The sequence below is a fragment of the Streptomyces sp. HUAS MG56 genome (assembly GCF_058673395.1).
In genome coordinates, this window is the sequence record NZ_CM178722.1 from 1,132,219 (window position 1) to 1,157,581 (window position 25,363).

General features: G+C 70.0%; 27 protein-coding genes and 4 pseudogenes. 17 read left to right on the plus strand and 14 right to left on the minus strand.

What is annotated here, in order from left to right; genetic code table 11:
• Window positions 1-150: 150 nt before the first annotated feature.
• The gene (locus AC4OXY_RS05750; RefSeq protein WP_491993337.1) at window positions 151-2,358 is read right to left on the minus strand and encodes a putative Ig domain-containing protein; all 2,208 of its coding nucleotides are present in this window, start codon (window positions 2,356-2,358) and stop codon (window positions 151-153) included.
• An 842-nt stretch (window positions 2,359-3,200) separates the two neighbouring features.
• Entirely contained in the window at window positions 3,201-4,805 is a 1,605-nt protein-coding gene (locus AC4OXY_RS05755; RefSeq protein WP_491993338.1) for an FAD-binding oxidoreductase, read from the minus strand.
• 68 nt (window positions 4,806-4,873) lie between these two features.
• Between AC4OXY_RS05755 and AC4OXY_RS05760 the strand changes: the two genes are divergently transcribed.
• The 4 genes from AC4OXY_RS05760 to AC4OXY_RS05775 all read left to right on the plus strand — a co-directional run bounded on the left by AC4OXY_RS05760 (window position 4,874) and on the right by AC4OXY_RS05775 (window position 8,188).
• Window positions 4,874-5,512: a TetR/AcrR family transcriptional regulator gene (locus AC4OXY_RS05760; protein ID WP_356037612.1), complete on the plus strand. Its 639-nt coding sequence runs from the start codon at window positions 4,874-4,876 to the stop codon at window positions 5,510-5,512.
• Window positions 5,513-5,741: 229 nt separating this feature from the next.
• A complete protein-coding gene (locus tag AC4OXY_RS05765) occupies window positions 5,742-6,848 on the plus strand; it encodes a serine hydrolase domain-containing protein (RefSeq protein WP_491993339.1) in 1,107 nt (368 codons plus the stop codon).
• 248 nt (window positions 6,849-7,096) lie between these two features.
• Window positions 7,097-7,657 (plus strand): cysteine hydrolase family protein, encoded by a 561-nt coding sequence (locus AC4OXY_RS05770; RefSeq protein ID WP_356037606.1) that lies wholly within the window; start codon window positions 7,097-7,099, stop codon window positions 7,655-7,657.
• 150 nt (window positions 7,658-7,807) lie between these two features.
• Window positions 7,808-8,188 (plus strand): DUF4158 domain-containing protein, encoded by a 381-nt coding sequence (locus AC4OXY_RS05775; RefSeq protein WP_491993340.1) that lies wholly within the window; start codon window positions 7,808-7,810, stop codon window positions 8,186-8,188.
• Window positions 8,189-8,552: 364 nt separating this feature from the next.
• Here AC4OXY_RS05775 and AC4OXY_RS05780 read toward each other — a convergent pair whose 3' ends face one another.
• Window positions 8,553-8,894, minus strand: a complete 342-nt coding sequence (locus AC4OXY_RS05780) for an iron chaperone (protein ID WP_356037600.1) — start codon at window positions 8,892-8,894, stop codon at window positions 8,553-8,555.
• Window positions 8,895-10,379: 1,485 nt separating this feature from the next.
• Complete coding sequence (locus AC4OXY_RS05785) at window positions 10,380-10,976, minus strand: AAA family ATPase (protein WP_491993341.1); 597 nt, start codon at window positions 10,974-10,976, stop codon at window positions 10,380-10,382.
• A 101-nt stretch (window positions 10,977-11,077) separates the two neighbouring features.
• Here AC4OXY_RS05785 and AC4OXY_RS05790 point away from each other — a divergent pair.
• The 11 genes and pseudogenes from AC4OXY_RS05790 to AC4OXY_RS05840 all read left to right on the plus strand — a co-directional run.
• A pseudogene (locus tag AC4OXY_RS05790) lies at window positions 11,078-11,229 on the plus strand (transposase); the annotation flags it as partial.
• Between the two features lie 445 nt (window positions 11,230-11,674).
• A pseudogene (locus tag AC4OXY_RS05795) lies at window positions 11,675-12,226 on the plus strand (phosphotransferase family protein); the annotation flags it as partial.
• A gap of 71 nt (window positions 12,227-12,297) precedes the next feature.
• Window positions 12,298-12,489: a hypothetical protein gene (locus AC4OXY_RS05800; protein WP_356037592.1), complete on the plus strand. Its 192-nt coding sequence runs from the start codon at window positions 12,298-12,300 to the stop codon at window positions 12,487-12,489.
• A 129-nt stretch (window positions 12,490-12,618) separates the two neighbouring features.
• A pseudogene (locus tag AC4OXY_RS05805) lies at window positions 12,619-13,143 on the plus strand (gluconokinase).
• 224 nt (window positions 13,144-13,367) lie between these two features.
• Window positions 13,368-14,003: a hypothetical protein gene (locus AC4OXY_RS05810; RefSeq protein ID WP_402068826.1), complete on the plus strand. Its 636-nt coding sequence runs from the start codon at window positions 13,368-13,370 to the stop codon at window positions 14,001-14,003.
• Window positions 14,004-14,830: 827 nt separating this feature from the next.
• On the plus strand, window positions 14,831-15,037 hold the full coding sequence (locus AC4OXY_RS05815) for a hypothetical protein (protein ID WP_491993342.1): 207 nt from the start codon (window positions 14,831-14,833) through the stop codon (window positions 15,035-15,037).
• A gap of 5 nt (window positions 15,038-15,042) precedes the next feature.
• Window positions 15,043-15,381 (plus strand): ArsR/SmtB family transcription factor, encoded by a 339-nt coding sequence (locus AC4OXY_RS05820; protein WP_356037584.1) that lies wholly within the window; start codon window positions 15,043-15,045, stop codon window positions 15,379-15,381.
• A 119-nt stretch (window positions 15,382-15,500) separates the two neighbouring features.
• Entirely contained in the window at window positions 15,501-15,854 is a 354-nt protein-coding gene (locus AC4OXY_RS05825; RefSeq protein WP_491994794.1) for an ATP-binding protein, read from the plus strand.
• Between the two features lie 14 nt (window positions 15,855-15,868).
• Window positions 15,869-15,958, plus strand: a complete 90-nt coding sequence (locus AC4OXY_RS05830; RefSeq protein WP_362817180.1) for a DUF6126 family protein — start codon at window positions 15,869-15,871, stop codon at window positions 15,956-15,958.
• Window positions 15,959-16,162: 204 nt separating this feature from the next.
• On the plus strand, window positions 16,163-16,660 hold the full coding sequence (locus tag AC4OXY_RS05835) for a hypothetical protein (RefSeq protein WP_362817179.1): 498 nt from the start codon (window positions 16,163-16,165) through the stop codon (window positions 16,658-16,660).
• A gap of 38 nt (window positions 16,661-16,698) precedes the next feature.
• Window positions 16,699-17,097 carry a pyridoxamine 5'-phosphate oxidase family protein gene (locus AC4OXY_RS05840; RefSeq protein WP_491993343.1) on the plus strand — a complete coding sequence of 133 codons (399 nt, stop codon included), beginning with the start codon at window positions 16,699-16,701 and terminating at the stop codon, window positions 17,095-17,097.
• Between the two features lie 135 nt (window positions 17,098-17,232).
• Here AC4OXY_RS05840 and AC4OXY_RS05845 read toward each other — a convergent pair whose 3' ends face one another.
• From AC4OXY_RS05845 to AC4OXY_RS05885, 9 genes are all read right to left on the minus strand, one after another.
• Window positions 17,233-17,637 carry a hypothetical protein gene (locus AC4OXY_RS05845; protein WP_491993344.1) on the minus strand — a complete coding sequence of 135 codons (405 nt, stop codon included), beginning with the start codon at window positions 17,635-17,637 and terminating at the stop codon, window positions 17,233-17,235.
• 446 nt (window positions 17,638-18,083) lie between these two features.
• Complete coding sequence (locus tag AC4OXY_RS05850) at window positions 18,084-18,434, minus strand: ArsR/SmtB family transcription factor (RefSeq protein WP_376292506.1); 351 nt, start codon at window positions 18,432-18,434, stop codon at window positions 18,084-18,086.
• A 453-nt stretch (window positions 18,435-18,887) separates the two neighbouring features.
• Window positions 18,888-19,244, minus strand: coding sequence for a zinc ribbon domain-containing protein YjdM (locus tag AC4OXY_RS05855; protein ID WP_356039451.1), 357 nt, complete (start codon window positions 19,242-19,244; stop codon window positions 18,888-18,890).
• Between the two features lie 58 nt (window positions 19,245-19,302).
• Window positions 19,303-19,704, minus strand: coding sequence for an STAS domain-containing protein (locus AC4OXY_RS05860; protein WP_356039453.1), 402 nt, complete (start codon window positions 19,702-19,704; stop codon window positions 19,303-19,305).
• Window positions 19,705-19,774: 70 nt separating this feature from the next.
• Complete coding sequence (locus tag AC4OXY_RS05865) at window positions 19,775-20,200, minus strand: ATP-binding protein (protein WP_356039455.1); 426 nt, start codon at window positions 20,198-20,200, stop codon at window positions 19,775-19,777.
• On the minus strand, window positions 20,197-20,610 hold the full coding sequence (locus AC4OXY_RS05870) for a pyridoxamine 5'-phosphate oxidase family protein (protein ID WP_376292503.1): 414 nt from the start codon (window positions 20,608-20,610) through the stop codon (window positions 20,197-20,199). Before AC4OXY_RS05870 ends, AC4OXY_RS05865 begins: the two co-directional genes overlap by 4 nt.
• Window positions 20,607-22,343, minus strand: coding sequence for a SulP family inorganic anion transporter (locus AC4OXY_RS05875; protein ID WP_356039459.1), 1,737 nt, complete (start codon window positions 22,341-22,343; stop codon window positions 20,607-20,609). Before AC4OXY_RS05875 ends, AC4OXY_RS05870 begins: the two co-directional genes overlap by 4 nt.
• Window positions 22,340-22,681 (minus strand): ArsR/SmtB family transcription factor, encoded by a 342-nt coding sequence (locus AC4OXY_RS05880; protein WP_376292499.1) that lies wholly within the window; start codon window positions 22,679-22,681, stop codon window positions 22,340-22,342. The genes AC4OXY_RS05875 and AC4OXY_RS05880 overlap by 4 nt, the downstream gene beginning before the upstream one ends.
• A gap of 109 nt (window positions 22,682-22,790) precedes the next feature.
• Entirely contained in the window at window positions 22,791-23,015 is a 225-nt protein-coding gene (locus AC4OXY_RS05885) for a hypothetical protein (RefSeq protein ID WP_491993345.1), read from the minus strand.
• 271 nt (window positions 23,016-23,286) lie between these two features.
• Between AC4OXY_RS05885 and AC4OXY_RS05890 the strand changes: the two genes are divergently transcribed.
• Both AC4OXY_RS05890 and AC4OXY_RS05895 read left to right on the plus strand, forming a co-directional pair.
• Window positions 23,287-23,613, plus strand: a complete 327-nt coding sequence (locus tag AC4OXY_RS05890) for a PH domain-containing protein (protein ID WP_362817167.1) — start codon at window positions 23,287-23,289, stop codon at window positions 23,611-23,613.
• 52 nt (window positions 23,614-23,665) lie between these two features.
• Window positions 23,666-23,956 (plus strand): annotated as a pseudogene (locus tag AC4OXY_RS05895) (acyl-ACP desaturase); the annotation flags it as partial.
• A gap of 76 nt (window positions 23,957-24,032) precedes the next feature.
• Here the strand turns inward: AC4OXY_RS05895 and AC4OXY_RS05900 are convergent.
• Complete coding sequence (locus tag AC4OXY_RS05900; protein ID WP_491994795.1) at window positions 24,033-25,151, minus strand: MFS transporter; 1,119 nt, start codon at window positions 25,149-25,151, stop codon at window positions 24,033-24,035.
• Window positions 25,152-25,363: the final 212 nt, after the last annotated feature.

Consider the following 25,363-nt stretch of genomic DNA (forward strand, 5'->3'; position numbering starts at 1 on the left):
CCAAAACGGATGTCAGCACAGGACGAAGGCCGGTAGGAGGACGTGTCGGCGTACAGCACACCGCGAGCGGCACAGACCACGGCCGCGCTGACGCTCATTGCCGCTGCCGCGCAGCCAGTCCTCCCCGGACGGGGGGGGGAGTTGGCCGGGTCAGCTGAGTGTCAGGGCGCTGTCGTCGAGGACGAATGAAGTCTGGGCGGAACTGTCTTCGGTGCCGGTGAAGGTGAGGGTGACGGTTTGCCCGGCGAGGGAGGAGAGGTCGAAGGTCTTCTGGCTGTAGCCGGTAGCGGCGTTGAGGTTGGAGTAGGTCGCCACAGTGGTGCCGCCCGCCTTGACGGTGAGTGTGTCGTACGCGGTCGAGGTCGTCGTCTCGGCGGTGTCGATGTGCAGGTAGAAGCTGAGGGTGGCCTTGCAGCCGGAGGGGATGGTCACGGACTGCGAGAGAGTGTCGGTGTGGGAGCTGCCGTAGCCGTCCAGCCAGGCGTCCCACGTACCACTGTGCGGGGCCTCTCCCTGTGAGCCGTACTGGCCGATGACACCGGAGCTGGCGGACCACACTGTGGTGCCGGACTCGAAGCCCGGGTTGCCGAGCTTCTGGCCGGTGGTGGTGCAGGTTCCGCCGCCGGCCGGGTTGACGGTCCAGGTGAAGGTGGTGGAGGCGGTGGCGTTCGTGTCGTCGGTCGCGGTGGCGGTCACGTGGTACGTGCCGGCGGTGGTGGGTGTGCCGGAGATCAGGCCGCTGGTGGAGGCGATGGTCAGGCCGGGCGGCAGGCCGGTCGCGCTGTAGGTGAGCTTGGCGGACGAGGAGGAGTCGGTCGCCGCGATCTGCAGGCTCGCCGCGGTGCCGACGGTACCGGTCCGGTCACCGGGGTTGGTGACGGTGACGGTGTTGCCGCCAGGCTGGCCGCTGCCGATCGGCAGGCCGCCGGTCGGTGCGTACATCGCCACGTCGAAGGTGGTGCCGCTGGGGGCATGGGCGACGGGGATGACGGTGACGGCGTTGCCCCCGGACAGGACGGACGTGGATATGTAGTCGCCGAACATCCTGCCCTGCGTGGTGTTCGGCAGCCAGGCCAGCGTCATGGGGCCGGCGAGCTGGGTCGGTGTCGTCCAGGTGGCGCCACCGTCGGCGGAGGAGACGTAGCCGGCGTCGAGCTGGCAGGTGGTGTCCGTGCAGGAGGCGTCCGGGTAGTAGTAGTACGTCAGCGCGATGCGGGCGCTGGTGCCGGAACTGCTGGGGTCCACACCGATACCGGGCACGAAATGGTCGGCGGAGCTGTTGGCCGCGTCGATCGGCACGCGGGCCGGCGAGCTCCACGAGGTGCCGTTCGTCGAGGTCGACATGATGATGTCGTTGCTGGTGCAGCTGGTGCGGAAGCGGCAGTCGGACCAGACCGCGTAGACCCGGCCGGAGGCGTCGATCTCGGCGGACGGCAGCGGTCCCTCGCGCAGCGTGTCCAGCCGCGACATGTCGGCGGCGGCGTCCTCCAGGCCGGCCACCGGGTGGTGCGACACGGTGGCGATCTGCACGCTGGAGCCCCAACTGCTGCCGCCGTTGGTGGAGATGAAGGCGCGCTCGCTGTCCTCGGTGGCGGAGGAGAACGGTACGACGACGGTTCCGTTGGGCTGCACGACCGGCTGCCCGCCGAGTCCGCTCGGGCTGTCGGCGGGGCTCTGCTGCGCGCCCCAGGTCGCACCGCCGTCGGTCGAGGTCTTCATGTGCTCGGCGTCGCCGGCGTTGGCGTCGTCGTACTCGGTGTAGCAGTGGCCGTAGTACGGGCTGGCGGAGTGGTTGTCGCAGACCGTCCAGTTCTTGTCGTCGAAGGTGCCGGTGGAGACGGTGACCGGGGCGCTCCAGGTGTGGCCGCCGTCCGTGGAACGGCTCAGCTCCACATCGACGTTGTTTCCGGAGCCGATGCCCAGCCACGAGACCATCCACACTCCGTCCTTGGCGTCGTAGGCCACGGAGGCGTCGCTGGCGGCGGAGTACGTGCCGCCGGTGTTCGTGGTGGAGCTGGGCAGGAAGCCGTGCGTCCACGTCTGTCCGCTGTCGGTGGAGGTCGCCCATCCGATGTTGGACGCCCCGCCGCCCGAGACGCGCCCGACCTGGAAGGCGGCGACGACGGTGCTGCCGAAGCTGTAGGTGTCCGGCTCCACCTCGGTGGCGTGCTGGGCCTGCGAGTCGGTGTACGGATCGCTGCTTACCTGGGCAAGGGCGGGGGCAGCGGTGTGGGGCGCCGCGGCAGCGGCGGCTGCGAACGAGGGAGTGGCGAAGGCCGGGGTGGCGAACGTCATGGTCGCGGCCATGACGCCGATCAGCAGGGGTCTTCTTCCTCTTGCCGGTCTGGATCTGGACATACTGCTCCTCATAACTGTGTGAACGGGTGTGCCAGATGCTGGTGATGCAGGACGGTGTGATTCCCGGTGCGACCGCTGCCGCACGACAGAGCCGAATCCGGTGAGAGCGCGACGTGGCGCGGGTGGTGCCAGGACCTTCCGCGCGGCCTTCGTGGCACCGGCCGGCGGCTGCGCGTCACTCCCGGTCCGCGACGCGCAGCCGCGACAGCGGCCCCGATCCGCGTGGAGGACGCGCCGCAAGCGGCGCTCTCATGTCCGGTGGCTGATCCCCTTCACCGCGCTCCCGGCCGGCACCATCGGCTTCGCTCGATCCGTCTCGCCGCTCCAGGTCGCTACGCTGATCGCGGCCGCACTCCCGGTGACAGCGGCGCAGCGGCGTCTTTGGTCAAGTGTGAAGCGTGGCACTGAACATCCCTTCAAGCAGCCGGGGACGCCCGGTGGTGGGGGTGAAGGACGTTCGCGCAAGGTGCACGCGTGTTTGCAAGCCGGAGTCTGGACCCGTACATGACACCACGCAAGAGGGTGGCGCAAGAAAGTCCCTCCTCTCACGGCGACCAGGACCGCGGCACCGGCCAGAGTGGCCGTGAGCGGTTGGCTGACCACGGGCCGCCGGTAGGCCACGTATCCGCGCACCGACGAGGAGCGGACCGGCCAGGACCGGCAGCAGCACGACCAACAGGGCGGTGAGTTACCCGGCCGGGTCACCGGCGAATCGGTGCTGCGGCCGTCCGGTCGGCCAAGTGGAGATGCCGTGGTTCACCCGTGTTTCGCCGCCGGAGGACCTGCGTGGGAAGGTCGTTGCAGCAGTTGCTGCCCCCCCTCGCCCGATCACCGCCGCTCTTTCAGTCGAGCAGGACGCCGGGGTTGAGGATGCGGTGGGGGTCCAGGGCGTCCTTGGCGGCACGCAGCGCCAGCGCGAAGGGCTCCGGGCGCTGGAGGTCGTAGCCGGGGCGGTGGTCGCGGCCGACGGCGTGGTGGTGGGTGATGGTGGCGTGGTGGCGGTGCAGGACGTCGGCCGCGATGGCCTTGATGTCGTCCCAGATCTCGACCTCGCCACCGGGCCGGCCGGCGACGGCCACGGTGAAGTAGGGGGCGGCGCCGTCCGGGTAGACGTGGGTGAGGCGGCAGTTGATGGTGGCGGGGTGTCCGGTGGCCTTCGAGGCGGCGGCGCCGACCTCGGTGCGGACGGCGTCGATCAGGACGGGGATCGTGTCCCAGGTGGCGGCGGTCTCGAAGGTCTCGACGACGGCGCCCATGCGGGCCAGTCCGTCGCGCAGGTAGGGCATGCGCAGGAACGCCGAACGCCACGCGCCCACGGCCGCGTCGGCCGGGGCGTCGCCGTCCGCCGCAGCCGTCTCGCCCCGGCCACCGTGGGTGCGGGCCAGGTCCACGGCGGCCGCGAGGCGGTCGTCGACGGGAGAGGTCGCGGACTCGAAGCCCAGGACCAGGACGGCGGAGCCGTCGTGGGAGGCACCGGACAGCAGCGCCTCGCCGGGGTCGAGCAGGCGGCAGTTGGCCGGGGCGAGGTCGGACTGGGCGATGGCCCGCACGGCGTCCAGCGCGCGGTGGAAGTCGGTGAAGGCCACGGACGCGGAGGCTTTGTGGCGCGGGCGTTCCCGCAGGCGCATCCACGCCTCGGTGATGACGCCGAGCGTGCCTTCGGATCCGATGAAGAACCGGTCGGGCGACGGTCCGGCGCCGGATGCGGGCAGGCGCCAGGACGTGCCGGCTCCCGCGGGCGTGACCACGCGCAGGGACTGGACGAAGTCGTCGATGTGGGTGTGGCCGGTGGCGTAGTGGCCGCCGGCCCGGGTGGCGATCCAGCCGCCGAGGGTGGAGAACTCGAAGCTCTGCGGGAAGTGGCGCAGGGTCAGGCCGTGGGGCCGCAGTTGGTCTTCCAGTACGGGGCCGAGGGTTCCGGCCTGGATACGGGCTGAGCGGCTGGTGGTGTCGATCTCCAGGACGCGGTCCATCGAGGTCAGGTCGAGTGACAGCACGGCGCGGTGGGTGTCGCCTCGGTACTCGACGCCGCCGACGACCGAGGAGCCGCCTCCGAAGGGGATGACGGCCACGCCGTGCTCGCCGGCCCAGTCGAGCAGGTCGGCCACGTCCTGGTCGCCGGTCGGGTGAGCGACGAGGTCGGGGATCCGGCCGGGCCGGCCGCGCAGGGCCCGGATGACGTCGCGGTAGGCCTTGCCCATGGCGTGGGCGGCGCGCGCCTGCGGGTCGGCGGTGACCAGGTGCGCCAGGGAGGGCGGGGGCGTCGCGGCGGGACGGCCGATGGGCAGGTCCGCGATGTGGGGGATCGGCAGCGGGCGGGCCAGGGTGCCCGGCAGCAGGGCCCCCAGCGCGGCGCATTCGGCGTCGACGGGGTGGGCGTCGGCGTAGCCCCAGCCCCACCAGGAGCGGGCGCGGGAGGTACGGGGGTCGGTCGCGGTGGCAGACATGCGTGCGCTCCAGCGGGGTCCAAGGAATTTACCCGTCGGTAAATTACCCTAAGGTAAGATCTGGTTGCATGACAACGCTCTCCTCCAGGGCCGGCACCAAGGGCGTACCGAGGGCCGCGCGCGAACGACAGGTCCTGGCCGCGGCCACCGAGGAGTTCGGCCGCCACGGCTACGACGCCACCACGGTGGCCGCCATCGCCACCCGCGTCGGCGTCACCAAACCGCTCCTGCACCAGTACTTCGGCAGCAAGCAGGACCTCTACCTCGCCTGCCTCAACCCGGTCGGCGACCAACTGCTGGGCGCCATCCGCGCCGCGATGGCCGAACACGACACCGGCGCACCACCCACGCCCCTGCGCGTACTGAACGCCCTGTTCACCGCACTCGACGGACAGCGCGAGGCGTGGTTCGTCCTCTACGACCCCTCGCTGCCACCCGACAGCGACGCCGCCCGTCGCGCGGCCTACTTCCGCGACGCCATCGACGACCTCGCCGCGACCGGCACCGCCGACCTCCTGCACACCGCCGGAGCCAGCGACCCGCTCGACGCCGACGCCCTCAAGCACGCATGGCGCGGCCTGTGCACCGCCCTGGTCCGCTGGTGGATCAACCACCCCGAACAGTCACCCGAGGCCATGACCCGACGCTGCGCACGGCTCCTGGGAGCCGCCCACACCATCCTCGCCAACGGCGACGACAGCACGTGAGCCGGACCTCGACGCCGGACGCATCGAGCAGCTGGACCAGCACGGGCTGAGCACGTCCGGCGCGATCGAGATGTCGCCGGACTTCCAATGTGGCGGCAGCACCAAGCCGCGTCTCTCAGGGAGAGGTCGGGGTTGCGATCAGGGTGATCACTGATGGGCAACGTCCCTGACTGGCAGCAGAGTTGACGTTGTCAGCAACTCCCATCGGCGCCGTTCCGGAGAAACCTCGATGCGCACCCGCCTCGCCGCCACCACCCTCGCCCTGGCCACCGCGCTCACCGCCGGTGCGGCCCTGCCCTCGGCGGCAGCCCCGCCGGCTTCCAGCGCCCCGGCGTCCGCGAACCCCACCGTCCAGGACATCCTCGACCACCTGCCCGACGGTGTCGTCGCGGGCGCACTGGTCAGACGGGACGGCGCGGGTGCCGCTGCCGGCCCGGTGACTACTGACGCGTACGTCCGGATCGGCAGTGTCACCAAAGCGTTCACCAACACGGTGGTTCTCCAACTCGTCGCCGAGCACCGGATCGGCCTGGACACACCGGCGCGGCGATATGTCCCCGAGGTGCTGCCCGAGGCGTACGAACGCGTCACCGTGCGCCATCTCCTCGACCACACGAGCGGCCTGCCCAAACCCGCACCGACCCCCGGCCCGGCCGACGGACCCGGATGGCAGCTGAAGTCCGTGACGCCCGAGGACTTCCTGCGCGACTCGTTCGCCGCAGCCACCGGCACGCCGCCCACACCTGGCTCCGAGCAGCAGTACAACGGGCTCAATTCCTTCGTCCTCGGCCTGATCGTCGAGAAGGTCACCGGCCACTCCTTCACCGCCGAACTGGAGCACAGGATCATCCGGCCGCTGCACCTGCGCCACACCAGCCTGCCCGCCGCCGACGACCCGACGATCCCCTCGCCCCACGCGGAGGTGTACGTCGACGGGCAGGACGTGACCGAGCAGAGCCCCTACCCGTGGGCCGAGGGAGGCATGATCTCCACCGCCGCCGACCTGGACCGCTTCACCACCGCGCTGTTCCGGGGCCGCCTGCTCCCGCCCGCCCAGCAGAAGCTGGTGTTCGAGGTGCCGCATGCGAACAACGCCACCGACAACACGAACTGTTCCGGCCCTGCAGCCTGCTACAGCATCGGCGGACTCATGCGCTACCAGCTCCCGAACGGCGAGTACGCGTGGGGCAAAACCGGTTCCCGCCCCGGCTGGGACAACGGATTCTTCGCCACCCGCGACCTCCGACACCGCCTGGTGTACTCCCTCAACCCGACGGGGACCGGCAACGACCTCCCGTACATCAAGGCACTCGTCAACGCCGCACTCGCCGACTGACGGCCGCACCGTCCATCAGGTCCGATGCATACGAGCGGCGATCGACGGTCTGCCGGACCGGCGAGGCTCTCCCCTCATACCATGCAGGGAGCCGTCGATAACTACGCGTCGCACGAACTGTCGGCTGAGCGCCTCTGCCCGCCTCGTCTCGCCCGACGGGCACCACCGCCAATTGCCGGCCGCGCAGGATCCGACCAGAAGAACCCAACCCGTTTCAACGTCGAACTGACTTCGCTCCTGGAGACAACATGAGCACCGCCCTTCTCGTGATGGACGTCCAACGAGCCATCGTGGACATCGCCGACGACGACTCCGGATACCTGCCACGCCTGCGCAGGGCGATCGACGGGGCCCGGGAGTCGAACATCCCCGTGATCTACGTAGTCATCGCGTTACGTCCGGGCTTCCCGGAAGTCGGCACGCGCAACAGGGCTCTCTCTGCCATCGCACGGGCCCGCCTCTACATCGAGGGCGCCCCAGGCACCGAGATCCACCCCGAGGTGGCGCCCCTGCCGGGCGACGTGGTGGTCACCAAGAGGCGGGCAAGTGCGTTCTCGGGCAGCGATCTCGACGTGGTGCTGAGGGCACGCGGTATCGACAATCTCGTGCTCACCGGCATCGCCACCAGCGCTGTGGTGCTGCATACCCTGTGCCAGGCGAACGACTTGGACTTCGGCCTCACCGTCCTCTCCGACGCCTGCCTGGACACCGACCCGGAGATGCACCGGATCCTCATCGAGCGACTGTTCCCGCAGTGGGCGGATGTCGTCACCGTCGACGACTGGCTCAAGACGATCGCGCCTCAATAGCGGGAGACCAGGTGGACGACAACCAGAGCGGTCGGCTCCGGCGGTCGGCCTGCCTTCGCGGGGTGGCCAGCCGGATCGACGCGCCCAGGTCCGCGACGATGGCCCGCGGCCTTGATCCGGAGCTGTCGCCGTACGCGCACACCGCAGGGGTTGGCAAACCACTGGAACGTCTCCGGGCTGTCGGCTGACACCGAACCGCTCCGTCGGTGCCCACCGGCTCTGAGCCGTCGAGCTCGGCACCATCTCCGCTCTCTGGGTACCTTGCTGAACAACCCTGGAGAGGTCCCTGCCGTGGTCGTCGCCGGTGTTGCCGAGCAACTCGGGCTGGAGCCGCGTGCGTTCGCGGGGTACGGCACAGCTGTGATCCGCTGGGACCACCAGGAGCAGCAGATCCGTGAGAGTGCGGGTACACCAAGGTCTAGTTCGAGTTCGAGTTGGACCAGTGGTTCGCTCGCCCGCCGGCTTTATCAGCGGGCCAGGAACGGCAACGAACGCCCCACGCTGCTGTTCGATCTGGCCGAGCAGCTGTAGCAGCTGCTGGTCGTCCCCATGGACATGCGCCTCCCCGAAGTGGACGGCACACATCGCAAGCCGTCGATTTACTCATCCAGAACAAGTCGGCCAAGCATCCGCTCTGCCTGCCACGATCACTGACACAAGAACCGGAACACGCGCCGCCCACAGCCTCTCCGCCCGCGAGAGCAGCAAGCTCTGTCGGCGGGCGGCAAGGAACAAGTCAAGCTCCGCTTCACACCGACCAACTCGCCCTGGACGAACGGGCCGCCCAGCGTCGCGAGCGCGCCCGCGTGGGGAGTGAGAAGGGCATCCGCTGGGGCGGGGACGCCCCCTCAAAGTCGCAGCCTGAGCGGCCCGGCGCACGCGGCCTTGCGGGATGTCAGACTTCCAGCGAAGCGCGGATGAGACCGATCAGCTCATCGTCAGTGACATCCGCCGCTTCTTCGGAGCGCAACCGGATCGTTCCCTTCCCACTGACGAGACCCGGGTGCCGGGAGGTGAAGCCTGCTGCCCGATCCTTGTCCCACCCGTAGAGTGAGACCCCGTGCTGCCATGCCCCGACATGCAGTTTTCGGTTGCCGACCCGATAGGTCGGCAACCCGTACGACAGCGCGACGCTCGCCTCGGGGAACGCCTCCACAATCAGCCGATGCACCCGGTCGAACAGTGGGCGGTGCTCGGACGCGATCTCATCAATGTACGTCTGCACGTCAGCGTTCATAAGACTCAGTCTGGCCGAGCACCATCCGCGATGCCCGTCACCAGCGGCTGCCAGACCCGGACCGACCGCACGCCGCATGATTGCTCCGAACGACCTGGCGAACCTGTGCGGTGACGGCACTGGCGGTCCGCAGATGGTCGTGGCTGGGTGTGCCGGCTCGGCGGTCAGGGTGATGAGCTGCTGGTCGGGGTCTTCGGTGGAGGGTGGGGAAGGACGAGTCGAGGGTGAGTCGGCCGACGATCGGATGGTCCAAGGTTTCCGCGCCTGAGCCCTGGAGGCGAGGCGGTGAGCGCACTACCTCCGCCCGCCCCTCGAACGAGCACCTACGACGACGATAGTGGCGGTGACAGTCCACGGCCTGGCGTGGTCGGCGACAGCGCGACCAGCGCAGCGTGTGGATGCGAGGATGCGGGTGCCGGGGAGCGCGAGCTGCAAGAAGCCGGCGCACTTCTGGTCCGGGCCCCACTCGTACTGTGAGATCCGCCGGGACACGGAGGAACCTCACGGCGACCGTGGTGCGGGGCTCCGGACGACCACCCAGGCGGGGTGAGCGGTGGTGCCGCCCACGTCGACGCCGCCCCATTTGCGTCCGCTACTCGAACCGTCCGCTCTTCCGAACTCCCGAGCGGACAGGCCGAAGACGAGACCGCCGACCAGGAACCAAGGATTCCACAGCACCAGCGTCCCCAGCCGCTGCTCCGGGCTTACGTCTGCCTCCTGGCCTGCTATCAACAGCATCTCGACCGCGACGCCGCGGCACCAGCAGTACAGCGCAAACAGACCAGCCCAGAGCCTTGACCACTCGTCCGGCCAGGCAATGGGGCCACGGCCGGGCGAGAAGCCATCCCAGCACCCCGCCGACAAGCCACAGCATCCCCTACACCCCACAAGCCCACCGCCACGAACCACGCCGTTCCTCGGCCAGGGGCCCCGCCGAGACGCTCAGACCCCAGTTGCCGCCCAGCGCCCAGTAGAAATGAAGTGGGCGGCGAAAGCGACCACCCAGGCGCACGCGATACACCCCACACCCCCGCCGTTGTCCTGCTCTGCCGATCTTCATGCACAGTTGTCGGGCAGAGGACCTTGCCATGGTGCTCCTCAGGGTTGCTGCGCACCCCCGCGCGGCCGGTGAACGGCCTCGCGGGCGGGCGGGAGGATGATGCGGGCCTGCCGTTCAAGGGGCGGTGCTCAGGACCGCGGCCGCGGTGAAGGACGCTGCGCCGCTCGAATCGCCGCATCATCAACTCGGCCACACCGCAGACGAACAGGAGACAGGCCAGCGCCGGAAGCGCGGCGCCCCACATAGCAAGCATTCGGAGAAACGCGGTGTTCGTGCCGGAAGTTCCCGTGATTTAGTTCGAGCCCCAGTACACCTGTCCTTCAGTTGGCTGTCGCAGGCGATCGAACACATCGGACTTGATCGTCTAGAGCGGAAGACCGTCAACCTCTCTGTGCAGGTGGGTCAACTCGGGGTAAGCCAGGTCCTCATCCACCAAGACTCGGCTCTGGGAAACAGTGCGCGGGTCGAGCTGCACCTGCTCGGTGAAGCCTACGTCGATGCCCTCCTGCAACGCCGCCCGCGGCGCCACCGGTCTCTGCCGAGGCCTGTGCGCGACCGCCCAGTGCAAGCCGCTCCCCCACCGGCCAGCGGATCAGGATTTCGAGAAACCTTATCGCCCACGGGTCCGCCCACTGCATGTCGTCGAGCACCAGTAGACGGCCGACCGGTGCGAGGGCCAGGCACTCGGCCAATGCACGGCGCTGTTCGAAAAGCCATTCCCAGGACGGAATCTGTCGTCTCGACCAGGCCTGCTGGACCAGGAGACGCTCCAGTACTCGCATCCTATCGACGCGCTTTCGGCCACGGCCACGATCAGCGGAGACCACCCACGCGTTGAGCGACTGGAGAAAGGGATGAAGCGGCACGTCCGCCTGCGCAATGGAGCACCGGCCCCTCAGTACCCACAAACCGCAGCTGTGCGCGACGCGTGCGGCGGCGCCGACAGGCCATGTCGTGCCGCTGCCGGGGTCGCCCAGCAGCGGCACGACGCCATGACCACGTGTTCTCATCGACCTATGCATCCGGTCAGCCGAACAAGCTCGACAAGACAGCGAGGGCGACGCGTCCGCGCAGACTCAGATGCTCGACATCGATGTCGCCACCGCCGCGGGCTGCGCCGACCGATCACCTGGACACGGCTCAGCACGCCCTGCTGACCGTCACCGCATTCCCGCGTGAGATCTGGCGGCAGGTCAGGTTTGATCGAACAACCCGCAGGAGAAATGGAACAAGGAGATGCGCCGCCGCACCCACGTGGTCGGTATTTTCCCTGACCACCGATACACCTCCAGCAGACGTGACCTGGGAGGCCTCCGAATAGGAGGGCAAGGGTCGATATCGCAGGCCCACACGAGTGGCACATGGCATGTCGGCGCGGGGCTACGGGAAGCAAGATCAGGACATGTCCACCTGACTGGAAAGAACAGAATTCATGCGCCGTATTGCCGCTACCGTCCTCGGAGCCGTCGCGTTCCTCGGAATCCTTGCCGTTCCTGCCAGCGCCGATGGCTGCACGGGCATGACGCCCATGCTGGTCGGTGTCGGTATCGGCTGTTCTCCGATCTCAGCGCTCTGAAGGGTCCTAACAAGGATGGTGGACTTGGCCTGGTCGGCGGTCGGTGTCGGGCACGGGGCCAGCGGGTAGTGGGACGCGGTCAACCGCTCAATAGCACGGGATAAACCCGGCGACGCCGACGGTCACGCCGGGATACTGGTCGCCATGGAAGAGGTCAAGGTCGTCGTCGCCCATTCCGAGCGCGCGACGCTGCGCGTCGGCGACACGTTCCTGAAAGTGGACCCTGACCAGGCACGCATCGACATCGAGATCGAGGCCACGGCCCTGGCACCGGTCCCGACGCCCGAAGTCCTGTGACTCAAACCGCCCGTGCTCGCCATTGCCGCAGTCCCGGGGACGGCGCTCGACCGCCTCGGCGAACCGTCCACCGCACCCCGACGGCATGGGCCGCGGCGCGTGCCGCCATCCGGAAATTGCACGACGCACCATTGCCGCCCTGGCCCGGCCGAGCCGGCCGGAGCCTCGACGCGATCACGGCCGACCTCGACAGCGAGTGCGAGTGGCTCGTGACCAACAACGTCCCGCCCGCCCGCCTGGTCACCCGCAACCGCCGGATCGCCGAGGCCGCGCTCCGGCCACGGCCTTCGGTGTTCACCCACGGCGACCTGCAGATCGCTCACGTATTCACCGACGGCGACGAGATCACGGGCATTCATCGACTGGTCCGAAGCAGGCCGGGGCGACGCCCTGTTCGACCCCACCTGCCCTTCGGCCAGGAGGGAGAGGCCCTGCCCAACGTGTTGCGCTTCGGACTGGAGCCGGAAGGGATGACCCTCGATGTGACGGGCATCGGCGCGCACGCCCAGGCCCTCACCCAGCTCTCGCTGACCGCACGGATGGAACCGCCTCACCTCCCCGCCTACGGCCGGCTTCTGCTGGACGTCATGAAGGGCGATCCGGCCTGTCCATCCGTGGCCACGCGGCCGAGGAGGCATGGCGGGTCCCGGCGCCCGTCCTGAACGCATGGGAGAGCACCCGCGTCCCGCCGGAGGAGTATCCGGCCGGCTCCGACGGCCCGCCTCCCCGGCCGCACGAGGGCGCACAACGACGGCGCAGCGACCTGCTGCACCCAGAAGCGCTACCGGATGATGAACCCCACTGAACGCCGTTCTCCGTGCGTCGTGGTGACGGGCGCCGCAGGGATCGGCAAGACCACGGTGGCCCGTCTGCTGGCGCGGCGGCTGGGCATGCCCTTCGCGGACGGCGACGACTTCCATTCCCCGGCCGACATCCCCAAGATATCGGCCGGCACACCGCTCGACGACGCCGACCGCCGCCCCTGGCTGGAGTCCGTCGGCCGCTGGCTGCACGAGCGTGACCTGGCCGGCACCGGTGCGGTGGTCGCATGATCCGCACTCAGGCGACGCTACCGGGACATCCTGCGAGCAGCCTGCCCGGGAGCATTGTTCCTGCACCTGACAGCCGACCGCGAGCTGCTGGTGAACCGGCTCGGGTGGCGCACCGGCCACTTCATGCCGGGCTCGCTCCTCGATTCGCAGCTCGCCACACTCGAACCCCTCGCACCGGACGAGCGAGGAGCCGAGCTCGACGCGACGCCGGGCCCCGACACTCTTGCCGACCTGGCCGCATCCCTGCTGGCCCGACGGCTGTAGTACGGGCTCTCACGACCGCGGCCCGCGCCCCAGGGCGAACAGCCATGCCCCGCGTCTTCCGGCGGCGGGGAGGCGCACCAGATGCCAGGCCGGCACCGTCCGCTTCGTACCGTTCGAGCTCGTACGACCGCCAGTGCGTCACCTATCAGGTCCAGGCCGAGTCGCGCGCCACGTGCCGGGTGCCGACGATGAGATCAAGCAACCCCGGGCCGAAGGAAGACCTCATGCCTTCCCATGATCGCGTTGTACCACCCCGTGGACGGTGCCTCCTGCGCCGGGCCGCCATCGCGCTGGCCTGTGCCGCAGTAGCCGGTGCGCTGACGTCGTGCGGCAACAGCGGTTCCTCCGGCGGCTCCTCCACTCCCGGAACGCCGACCTCGCCGAACACGGCGTCGTTCTCCGGGACGATGCCGTCCGCGCTGGCGTCGTCCGCGTCTGCCGCCATCTCCTCCGCCCGGGCCTCCGCGTCCGCCGCGGCTTCGTCGGCGTCCGCGCGTGCCTCGGAGTTCGAGGCGTCGGTGTCGGCGGAGACCGCTCGCCGGACCGCGGCGGCCGAGAAGGAACTCAAAGGCGTGAAGGGGCGCGGCAACGCGGTGTCCGAAGTCGGCGTGACGGGGATGCCCAAGGCGCAGACCGGAGGCGTTGCCGCCGCCCTCGTCACCATCACGAACAAGACCGGCCACAAGGCGTCCTACGCCGTCCAGATCGACTTCAAGAACCAGGCCGGACAGGTGGTCGAGACCCGCTTCACGGGATCGGAGAACCTCCAGCCCGGCAAGAAGGACCAGCCGATCGTCTTCAGCCGGCAATCCGCTGAGTCCCGGCTGACGCCCAGCCTCGCCAAGGCCCAGCGCTACTGAGCCACCGGGCCACCGGGCCACCGGGCCACCGGGCGACCGAGCGACCGAGCGACCGGGCTGCGACGCCTGTTGGACAGCCATGTAGCTGTGTGCGCGGCGGCGGTGGCGGTGGGCCCCCGCGTGTTCCCGGCCGACGAAAACAGCCTCATGCCTGTGCTTCCCAGCGCCCAGCCCATGGCTGCCGCCCGCCGTGGCTCTGGTCGTCGCGCTGATCGCGCTGGTCATCGTCAACTGCCACCACCTGGTCGCCCGCTACCCCCGCCGCGTATCCCCCTCGCGCTCGCACTCACGCACCGGCCGCCGCCCTGACCTGGTGTGGCCACCTCGGCCGGGCGATCTTCGCGCTGCTGCTCTCCGCCGCCTCGTCCTCGTTCGCCGCCGGACCCGGCTTCCTCAAGACCCTCGCCCGCCACCGCCGCGCCGACGGCAGCGAGGCCGGCCTCCTCCTTGCGCCTTCGGCCACGCGGCGGTGAACCTCGTCGGCGCGGCCGCGGTCGCGGTCGTACTGGTCGTCACACTCTCGTGCGGCGAGCCGATCGCCCCACTGGCCGCCGCCGCTGGGTGTCCCCGCGGTGTCCGCGATGCCGCCGCCGGGGCCGAAACAGGCGACTGGTCGAGGAGGGCCGCATGGCGTCCTTTTACTCAAGCGCGACTCGCTGTTCAAGGTCGCCTCTCAGTCGGGTGAGTTCTGCCTCTGCGCGCAGCTCCTGGCCGTTGGATGACCTTCCGTGGCCGACGGCCGGTCCCCGCAGTGTCCGTCGCGGTGTTCCCTCCCTCTACAATCGAATTGAAGAGTTCTTCAATTGGTTAGTTGCCGTGGTTCCTAGATGATCCACCGTCCGGAGGTCGTAGTGAACGAAGTCGCCGAGGCGCTGCTGGCGCGGGTACGCGCGGCGCGGTCCGCTCTGGCGGCTGCCGTGAGTGCGGGGGACGCGTACGACGTCGCGGTGGCCAAGGACGAGCTGGACGACGCGGTGCGGCTGGCGCGACAGCACGGGGTGGACGTCGAGGAGACGGGGGTCGAGGAGGGATGATCGGGATGCCGGTTCCGCTGTATGAGGCGAAGGCCGAGTTCTTCCGAATGCTCGGCCACCCGGTGCGCATCCGCGTGCTCGAACTGCTGCAGGACGGCCCGAGGCCGGTGCGCGAGCTCCTCGCCGCGATCGAGGTCGAGCCGTCGAGCCTGTCACAGCAGCTGGCCGTTCTGCGCCGTTCGGGCATCGTGACCGCGACGCGTACCGGTTCGACGGTGGTGTACGAGCTGGCCGGGGGTGATGTGGCCGAGCTGCTCGCCGCCGCGCGGCGGATCCTGGCCACCCTGCTGACCGGTCGGCAGGACCTGCTGGACGAACTGCGCGTGGCGGAGGCGACGCGTTGACCGGCAACGGCGGGTTCCGGGTGCCGTGGCGGCGCGGCAGGCGGCCGGCTGCGGCCATCGAGCATGTGCCGCCCGTGGTGCAACGGTACATCGCCTCCTTCACGTTGGGGCCCGAGGCGGTGAGGCGAGCGAGGGAAGCGGTGACTGAGCACCTTCCTGCGGCCGGCGTCGCACCGGGCTCGGCATTCGCGGACGCGGTGCTGTTGGTCACCAGTGAGCTGGTCGCCAACGTGCTGCGGCACGCCCCTCGCTCGCCGGTGATGGACGTGGGGATAACGGTCGCGGCCGGGCAGCTGGTCGTCAGCGTCGCAGACGCCGAGCCGAGGCTGCCGGATCTCAGCGACGAGGGCATGGGCGCGGGGCTGCGGATGGTGGCCGAGCTGGCCGCCGACCACGACGGCGACGTCAGCGCGGAGCCCGCCGTCGACCATGAGGGCAAAGCCGTCCTCGTGCGGTTCAACATGCCGTCGTAGGCACGTGGACGTCAGTGGCATCGGGCTTCTACATTCTCGGCACGCACATCATCGCTGGATGGGTGATGCTGCTCTTCAACCTGGCCGGACACGCACACAAGTGACCCGATGCGAGGGCGCGCGCACCCGCGACAAGGGCCGACCGGCCCTGAAATCGGCCCGGCCGGCCCATGGCCCGGCTCCATCCGGCCAAGGAAGATCGGCTGTCGGGGCGGACGGCCGCACCATGTCCCCGTCTCTCTCGAATGACCGCTCCTCGGGGCAGCAACCCACCGCCTGTGGAAGGCGCGGAGAAAGGACTGCCTGAGGTGATCGCTGTTGTGGGACACCCCGACCTCACCGCGCCCACGCTGGCGTTGCTGGAGGAGGAGCTGCGCCGGCGTCTGGCGGAGTTCGCGCGGGCAGGTAGGGGAGGGCTGGTGCGTGCCGGGCAAGGACTGCCGGTGGCGTTCGGAAGGGCTGCCCGCGCCGCGGGACTTGCGCTGGTGACCGTCCTGCCCTCCAGGAACGGCGTGCCCGATGTGCTGGAGTCGTTGGATCGCAGAGCGGCCGGAGAACTGCTGTTGCTCTCGGAGCAGGTGCGGCTGCTGGACTACGACCCGTCCGACCGCAGTGCCTGTGTGAGAGCGGACGAGAGCCTGCTGCGCTCGTGCGCCCGGCTGTTGGCGGTCTGGGACGGCTCCCCGTCCGACGGCCGGGACGCGACGGCCCATCTTGTGGCCTTCGCCCGCAGCAGCGGCATGGATGTCGAGGTCCTGTGGCCCGAAGGAGCCGGCCGCATGACACCGGGCGGGGACCGGACGTGACGACCCCGAAACCCTCCGGACCCGGTTCACCTGCCCGCATGGTCGAGTTGAGCCGCGACGAGGCCCTGAAGCTTCTGGGCACCGTGCAGTTGGGCCGGGTGGCCTTCACCGATCAGGCGCTGCCCGCGATCCGACCCGTCAACCACCTCGTGGACGCGGGCGCCATCATCGTCCGCACGCACGGCGGCTCCGCGCTGCTGGGGCGCGCGCTGCAGTCCGAGGTCGTGGCGTACGAGGCCGACGAGATCGACGCGGCCACACGGACCGGGTGGAGTGTCGTGATCACCGGCACGGCCACCCGCATCCTGGATCCCGGGGCACTGGCCCGGTACCGGAGTCTGCTCATGCCCTGGGTCGACGCGGAGATGGGGCACGTGGTGCGGATTCAGCCGGAAATCGTCAGTGGCTACCGGCTGGTGGGAGTTGCCGGTCCCTGACACGCGGCGCGACGTGCGCAGGCCCGCCCGCGATCGGGTCCGGCTCGCGCCTCGGACCGCCCGAGGACAAGTTTCGCCTCGCGGCGACGCCCTGCCGCCGACGCGACCACTGGTGCGGCAGGCGGAAACGGTCGGTCAACTGCGGTGTCGGTAGTAGGTGATGTCGTCCGTGGTTGCGTAGTTGCCGTGGTCGACGTCGGTGACGGTGATCACCGCGATGTCACCGTTCGTCGTGTCGCGCAGGCAGAAGGTGCTGCCCGGTGGGGCATGGCGGAAGTGCAACCACCCGCCCGCAGGGTGGTGAGTGGCTTTGGCGGCGCATCGTCCGGCGCTCGGGGCGGCCTTGGCGGGGACGACATAGGCGTCGGTGAGCGGCTGGAGTTCGAAGGCTCCGTTGCCGTCGCCTCCGGCGTCCGTGCCGGCGCTCCAGACGGCCTCCGAGCCGCTGACCGTACCTGTGCGCAGGTCGAAGCGGAGGATCAGGGGGATCCCCGTCCGGGGGCGTGGCCGCGGACGTGCCGTGGGCGGCCCACGGCGCAAGCGCCTTGTCCACCACCCCGGAGGCCGCGACGGCGAAGGCGATGGCTACTGCCCACCGGTCGGCGGCGTCGGGGTCAGCCATAACCCCGTCAGCACGTACAGCCCGACCAGTGCCGCGGCAGACGTCCCATCGTCCCGAGGAGTACGACTGCTCTGCGGCGTCCTGCCTTCAGGTCAGCTCCCCCTGCCACCCCTGGCACTCCAGCTTGGCATGGAACGGACATGCCGAGGAGAGGGCGGGCCCCGGCACCGGCATGGGGCCTGGTCGAGGGCTGCGCGGCACCATCGCCACCCGTGTCGAACTCGCCCCGACAGCACCCTGGCCCCGGGTCAAGCCAGTGGCGGCTGGGCCGCGAGCGTCACCTTGGGGGCCGCGAGGCGACCGTCTCCCGGTTCCGCGAGGCTGTCCAACTCCCGGGAGACGATCACCGTCCGATGGGCCGTCACTACGACGGCGGTTTCCCTTCCGGCTGGGCCGCTTGCAAGTCAGCGAGCAGTTCCGCCTGTCCCGCAAGCACGCCGGACAGGATCGAGCGTGCCACCCGCATCAGTTCCGCCACCTCCGGGCTGGCGAGGGAGTAGTACACGTTCGATCCCTCCTTGCGGGTGCGCACCAGGTTCGCCCGGCGCAGCACGGCCAGCTGCTGGGACAGGTGCGAGGGCTCGACCTTCACCTCGGGCAGCATCTCCGCGACCGCGTGCTCGCGCTCGCTCAGCAGCTCCAGGACGCGGATGCGGACCGGGTGGCCGAGCGTTTTGAAGAACTCGGCCTTCAGCTGGTACAGCGGCGCACTCACCGTGCCGCCCCCCGTCCAGCACGGCACGGCCCCACCAGCCGGTGCACTCGGCATCGCATCCACCCACTCGTCAAGAACATGCGACCCATCCTCGCGCCTGGCACCGGCACAACCGAACCCGCACCGAGGAACCGGGTCGCCCATATTCAGTGGTGACGGACTAGGCAATTGCTAACATTAGCAATTCCACAGCTCGGACGAGGGAGGCTCGTGTGAAGATCACACCGTTGCGCGGCAGTGGCGTTGTATGGCTCAAGTGCCCGGCCTGCCGTCTGAAGTGCCGACCGACCGCTGTCGACTCGGACGGAACCTGCCCGCGCTGCGGCGAGGGCCGCATGCTCAGGCTGTCCTTCGGCGGCCGTCACGGACAGTCGGCTCCGCACAGCGTGCCCCAGGCACGGGACATCACCCGCGGCTGACCGGCGGTGCCCCCAGCCCTGCCGGCGCGCGGGTTCAGACCTTTTTGACGACGCTGGACTTCAGCTGCATGGCACCGAACCCGTCGATCTTGCAGTCGATGTCGTGGCCGTCCACGCCGTCCTCGATGAGCCGGATGCCGCGCACCTTGGTGCCCGCCTTGATACCCGTCGGACTTCCCTTGACCTTGAGGGTCTTGACCACGGTGACGGTGTCGCCGTCGGCCAGCACGTTGCCGACCGAGTCCTTGATCACCTTGTCCCCGCCGGTTTCACCGGACGCGTCGTCGGACGCCGACCACTCGTGACCGCACTCGGGACAGACGAGGAGCGCGCCCATCTCGTAGGTGTACGTACCGGAGCATTCGGGGCAAGGGGGAAGAGTGTCGCTCATGGGACCAGTGTCTTTCTCTCGATGAGTCGATGCAAAGATGAGGCGGGGGCAGGCAGGGTCAGGCGGACGCGGACCAGCCGTCGGTGCGCCACTCCTGCTGCGCCTCGTCGGGTCCCGACGGGACCCGGCCGTGGGCGGCGAGGGCCGCGGTCAGGTCGCAGTGGACCGGGATGTCCGGGCAGTCGGCGCCCGGGACCAGGGAGCCGTCGGCCGGGATGGCGGCCAGCTCCAGGATCCGGCCGGAGCCGGCGAGGCGGCGGGCGGCCTCGGTGATGGCCAGCTGGCCCTCGGCGGACCAGCCGCGCAGCTCGGCCAGGTCGAGGACGACCGGACCGCTGCCGCGGGCCTCGACCCAGCCGATCGCGCCGGAGAAGCGGCGTACCGCCTCGGGGCCGAGGTATCCGGCGACGGAGAGGATGCCGAGATCCTGCTCGATGGTGTAGCGCCAGTCGATGGTCATGCGGGGGAACTTCCTTGTGCTGCCGGGGGTTTGCGGGGCTGGGGTGCGGCTGAGCGAAGGTGGGGCCGGGTCACAGGGGCAGGGTGATCCAGACGCTCTTGCCCTGGCCGTCGGCGTCCGGGCGCACGATGGCGGTGCCGCCCAGGCCGAGGACGAGTTCCATCACGGTGCCAAGTCCCCCGGCACCGGTGCCGGTGACCGACGCGTACAACGGCGGCTGGTAGGGGTGACGGTCGTGGACGGCGAAGGCGAAGCAGTCCCGGCCCGCGGCGTAGAACACGGCGAGCTGCGGGGACAGAACGGCGGCGTGCCGCACACTGTTGGTGACCAGCTCGCTCAGGATCAGCAGCGCCGGGTCCACGGCGGGGTGCCGCAGGCCGATGCCCCACTCCACCATCACGTCTTCGGCGGTCTGCCGGGCGACGCGGACGGCAGCCGGCTCGGTCGGCAGAGTGAGCACGTGGCGGTGCGGCAACGCCTCCAGCTGCGTGGTCATCGTGTTCCCGCCCCCCTCAGGAGGCGGAAACCGGTGACCGTCTGCGGGTGGATGCGCACGAGCGTGTCGTGGGGGCCGTGCGTCCAGCCCGCGAGCGTGCGCCGGTAATGGGCGGCCTCGTCAGGGTCGGTGATCGCTTCGGCCGGCCCGGTCGCGGTCACCGTCCAGCCGGTGCCGGTCGCGGCCTGGATGTCGTCGGCCTGGTAGGTCGCGGTCAGCGGCACGGCGGCCGCCTGGACGGGGGTGCGGGCGATCAGCCGGCCGTACTCCCACACGTGCCGGGCGGGCCGTACGACGGCCGTCTCACGCTGGACGAACACCAGGCGCCCCAGCTGCGTGGCTTCCAGCAGCCACAGCGCCTCCGCGCCGGAGACCTCGACCATGCGTGGGACAGGAGAGGGTGGGCTCATCGGATGGGTTCCTCGCTGGCGGGTGTGCTCTTCGGGCTCGTCTGCCGGGCCGGGACGGCGGGCAGGACTCCGGCCATCTCCAGGTGGTCGCGGGCGGCGGCGATCGCCTCGGGCGTGGTGGCGTAGTCGCGGCCCTCGTGCCGCAACAGGCCGAGCGCGCCGACAGAGTCGAGAACCCGCCGCTGACCGGGCCGTATCCCGGAGGCCAGGACGAGGATGCCGCGTCGGCTCAGCTTCTCCACCGCGTCCTTGAGAACGAGAGCGCCGGTGGCGTCCATCGTGGAGACCCGTGACAGGCGCAGGACGACCACCCGTACGTCGGCCACCTCGGTCAGCTCCAGCAGGAAGCGGTGCGCGGCGGCGAAGAACAGCGGCCCGTCGATCCGGTACGCCACGATGTGCTCGGCAAGCAGCGCGTGCTCCTCGGCACTGTGGTCGCCGTGGTCGAGCGGCACCTGGTCGAAGCGGGCCTGCTTGGCCACCGCCCGCAGCGCCAGGGCACCGGCGACGACCAGACCGATGATGACGGCGTAGACGAGGTCGAGGGCGAGGGTGGCGGCCGCGGTGAGGACGAGTATCACGGCGTCGGACCGCGTCGCCCTCGCCATGGCCTTCAGCGAGCCGACCTCGACCATGCGGATCGCGGTTGCCAGCAGCACGCCCGCCAGCGCGGCCAGCGGGATCTTCGACACCAGGGGCGCCGCGGCGAAGACGATCACCGCGAGGACCGCGGCGTGGACGAGGGCGGCCAGCCGGGAGCCGGCGCCGGTGCGGACGTTGACTGCCGTGCGCGCTATCGCGCCGGTGGCCGGGACGCCGCCGAACAGCGGGGCGGCGATGTTGGCCAGCCCTTGGCCGAGCAGCTCGCGGTCCGGGTCGTGCCGCTGTCCCACGGTCATCGCGTCGGCGGCGGCCGCGGACATCAGCGACTCCAACGCCGCCAGGGCGGCCACCGCCACGGCCGGAGCCAGCAACGAGCCGAGCGAACCGAGGTCGAGGAACGACAGGGAGGGCGCGGGCAGCCCCGAGGGCAGGTCGCCGATCGGCTTCGCGTCCAGCCCGGCGGCCTGCACCACGACGGTGGCGGCGATCACGGCGATGATGGAGAACGGCACGGTCGGCCGCCACCGCGCCCCGGCCAGCATGAACACGACCACCGCGACCGCGAGCCCGACAGCCGTCCAGTTCGGCGCCTTCACGAACTCCTCGACCGCGTGCCAGGTGACCACGAGCACCTTGTCACCCTTGGGCTTGGGCACACCGAGCGCGTTCGGCACCTGCTGGAGCCCGATCACCCCGGCGATGCCCAGCGTGAAGCCCTCGATCACGGGCGCGGGTACGTACTGCATATAACGCCCGGCTCTGAGCACGGCGAGGACCACGAGCATGGCACCGGCCATCAGCCCCACCGTGAGCACGGCGGTGGGCCCGTACTGCGCGACGATCGGTACGAGGACGACGGTCATGGCGCCGGTCGGCCCGGAGACCTGGAGATTCGACCCGCCGAACACGGCGGCCAGTGCGCCCGCGACCACCGCGGTCGCCAGGCCCGCCTCGGCGCCGAGCCCGGACGACACCCCGAAGCCGAGGGCGAGGGGCAGCGCGACGATGGCCACGGTGAGCCCGGCGAGCAGGTCCCGGCGCGGATCACGGCGTATCTGCGCCAGATCGGCGCGGGACGGCAGCAGCGAGGTGATCCGGGTGCGCACAGCCCGCGTGAACGTTGTGCTCATCGGGCCGCGACCTCGGCTTCCCGCAGCTCGGCCAGCAGCTCGTTCCGCCCGGCGAGCATCTCGGTCAGGATGCGCCGCGCGGCCTTCATCAGATCGGCGACGTCACCGCCGGCCAGCTCGTAGACGACGGTCGAGCCCTCGCGGGTGGACGCCACGATCCCGGAGCGGCGCAGCACCGCCAGCTGCTGGGACAGGCTGGAGGGCTCCACCTCGATGGCGGCCAGCAGCTCCCGCACCGGCATCGGCCCCTCCTGCAGCAGCTCCAGCACCCGGATCCGTACGGGATGCCCCAGCATCCGGAAGAACTCGGCCTTCGCCTGGTACAGCGGAACCGACACGACCCCTCAGCTTCCCTCGCACAGCCCCACCGGGGGGCGAGACAGACAGAAGCTGTGCCCGCGGCTACCTGCGAGCACAACGAAGACAGCATCTAATCAATTGCGAAATTTAGCAATTCCGATATCCGCTTCGTGGTGGTATCACACGCCGCATGTTCGAGCGCAGGACGAGTCCGTACCGGTGCCGTGCAGGCCGCACGCAGACCACGCCGATCGGCAGGCGGGGCTCGACGAGCCGGTTCGGGCGGGCGGGCGCGTCGGCGTGGGCAGTGTCGAGGTGGGTGAGCATCTCCGCCTCGTGCACGGCCAGCGGATCGGGGGCGGCGAGGGACATCTCATCGGGGTGATGTCGTGGGCGAGGCTGCTCTCGGCGAGGACGGCCCGGACGAGGGGCGAAGGCTCAGACCGGGCCCTTCGGCGGTGGCGAGCGTGCCGTGCAGGGTGGGGCGGGCGCGGACCCGATCGCGTACGACAGGGGACCACGCCGTCGGTGAGTTCTACGACGGCGTCGAGACCGTCAACCCCGCGCTGCCACGAGTGCGGCTTCCAGCCCGGCTGACGCTTCATCATCGGGGAGGTCGTGGGGACCACCTAAGCTGCACATCATGTACGACGACGGTTTGCTGGCCTGCACCGACAGCGAGCTCATCATCCGCCGCTACTACTTCCCGTGGGGCTCAGCCAAGCGGATCCCTTACTCGCAAATCCGCGGGGTGCAGTGGATCCCGCTCGATCTCCGCACGGGAAGCTGGCGCCTCTGGGGTTCGGGGGACTTCGTCCACTACTTCAACCTCGACACTTCCCGCCCACGGAAGCGCGTGGCGCTGATCGTCGACCTCGGCCGACGTGTGAAGCCCGTCATCACACCTGATGAGCCCGAGCGCCTCGTCGAAGTGCTCAACGCCCATGAGATCACGGTTACTCGAAGTTGAAGCGATCACTCGCCCCGCTCAGCTTCTTTGGGCGCGTGCTCACACTTCGGCGACACGGGACGGTGTGGACCCGGTGGCGCCGGAACGCGCGCGCATGGCCCACATGGGCGGCGGCCTCGTCTCCGACAACCGGCACTCGCCGCCGCACACGGTGGCCTACGACGCCTTCCAGGAACTGGCCACGCGGATCTACCACCGCAACGCCGCCCGCTCCTCCGGCGGCCTGGTCTGCGACTGGATGCTGGCGCAGGCCGCCGACGACGAGAACCTGCACATGATCTTCTGCCGCACCCTGCTCGCCACCACCCTCGAACTGGCCCCGGACCAGACCATGCAGGTGATCAACGCGCCAGGCGGTCTCGACGGCGTGGACGGCGGCGAGGGCATGGTCATGCGTGCACTGCCGTTGGGGCCCCGCATCATTCCTCGACGCTCCCGGGCAGCAGCCGCCCACCGAGTAGCACCGTGCAGGCGCCGACGGTCACCAGGCCGCCCGCGAGGAAGGTGCCCCGCACGTCAGCGAGCGGAAGGACCAGTCCCCCGAGCGCGGCGCCTGCCGCGATGCCTGCGTTGTATGCACCGGAGTTCGCTGCGAGTGCGATGTCCGTGCGGCCCGGTGCGCAGTGCAGCATCTCGTTCTGGGTGGTCATGAACACCGGCCCGAGTGCGCCGCCCGTCAGTACCAGGAACACCACCGCCGCCACGGGTTCGGTGCCGGCCGCGTACAGGCCGAGCATGCCCACCGCTTGCGTGGCTACGGCGGTGGTCAGCGCGGCGCGCGGAAAGCGGTCCAGCAGTGTCCCGGTGATGCTCACCCCGGCCAGACACGCAAGGCCGAAAGCCACGAACAGGACGCTGACCGTGTTCGGTGGGAACCCGCTCACGTCGTGCAGGAACTTCACGATGTAGGTGTATCCCGCGAACGCCCCGGTGGCGGACAGGGCCCCGGCCGCCAGTACGGTCCCGAACCGACGGACGTCGGGACCGGTTCCGTAGGCGGCGGGCTCTTCCTCCGGACGCGAGGTCGGCAGCAGGACGGCGATCGTCACGAGTGAGACGAGCCCCAGAGCCGCCGGCGTGGCGAGGGGCACCCGCCAGTCGCTCTGCCGGCCCAGCCAGGTCCCGGCGGGAACACCGACAACGAGGGCGAGCGAACCGGCGACGGACAGCGCCCCGACCACACGCCCGCGGATCTCGGGCGCGAACAGGCCCACCGCGACGGGACCCATCACGGCCCAGAACAGCGCCTGAGCGAGCGCGGTCAGCAGCCGTGCCACGAGGAGAAGCCAGTAGGAGGCGGCCAGAGCCGCGACCAGACTGGACACGACGAGCGCGGCCAGCAGACCGGTGAGCACATGACGCCGGGGCACGGTCCGCGTGACGTGGGCGAGCGGCACGGACGCCACGGCCACCGTCACGCCGTAACCGGTGACCAGGAGACCGACTGCTGACACTGACACCCGCAGGCTTTCGGAGATGAGCTCCAGGAGGCCGATCGGCAGGTTCTCCGCCGTGTTGAAGGTCAAGGCGGCCAGCATGAGGGCTACGAGCACCGCCGCCCTCTGCCATGGAGCCGACTGCGGCGTGACCACATGGACTCGTTCGGCCCTCGACTGTTGCGCCTGCTCCGCGGCCCCGTCCATGGGCTTAGCTCACCGGGCTCACCGGTCCTCCGCAACCGAATTCATCCAGCGGCATGGGGGCACGTTCGAATCATCAAGCACGGCTCTGCGGGAACGGTTCTTCGGGT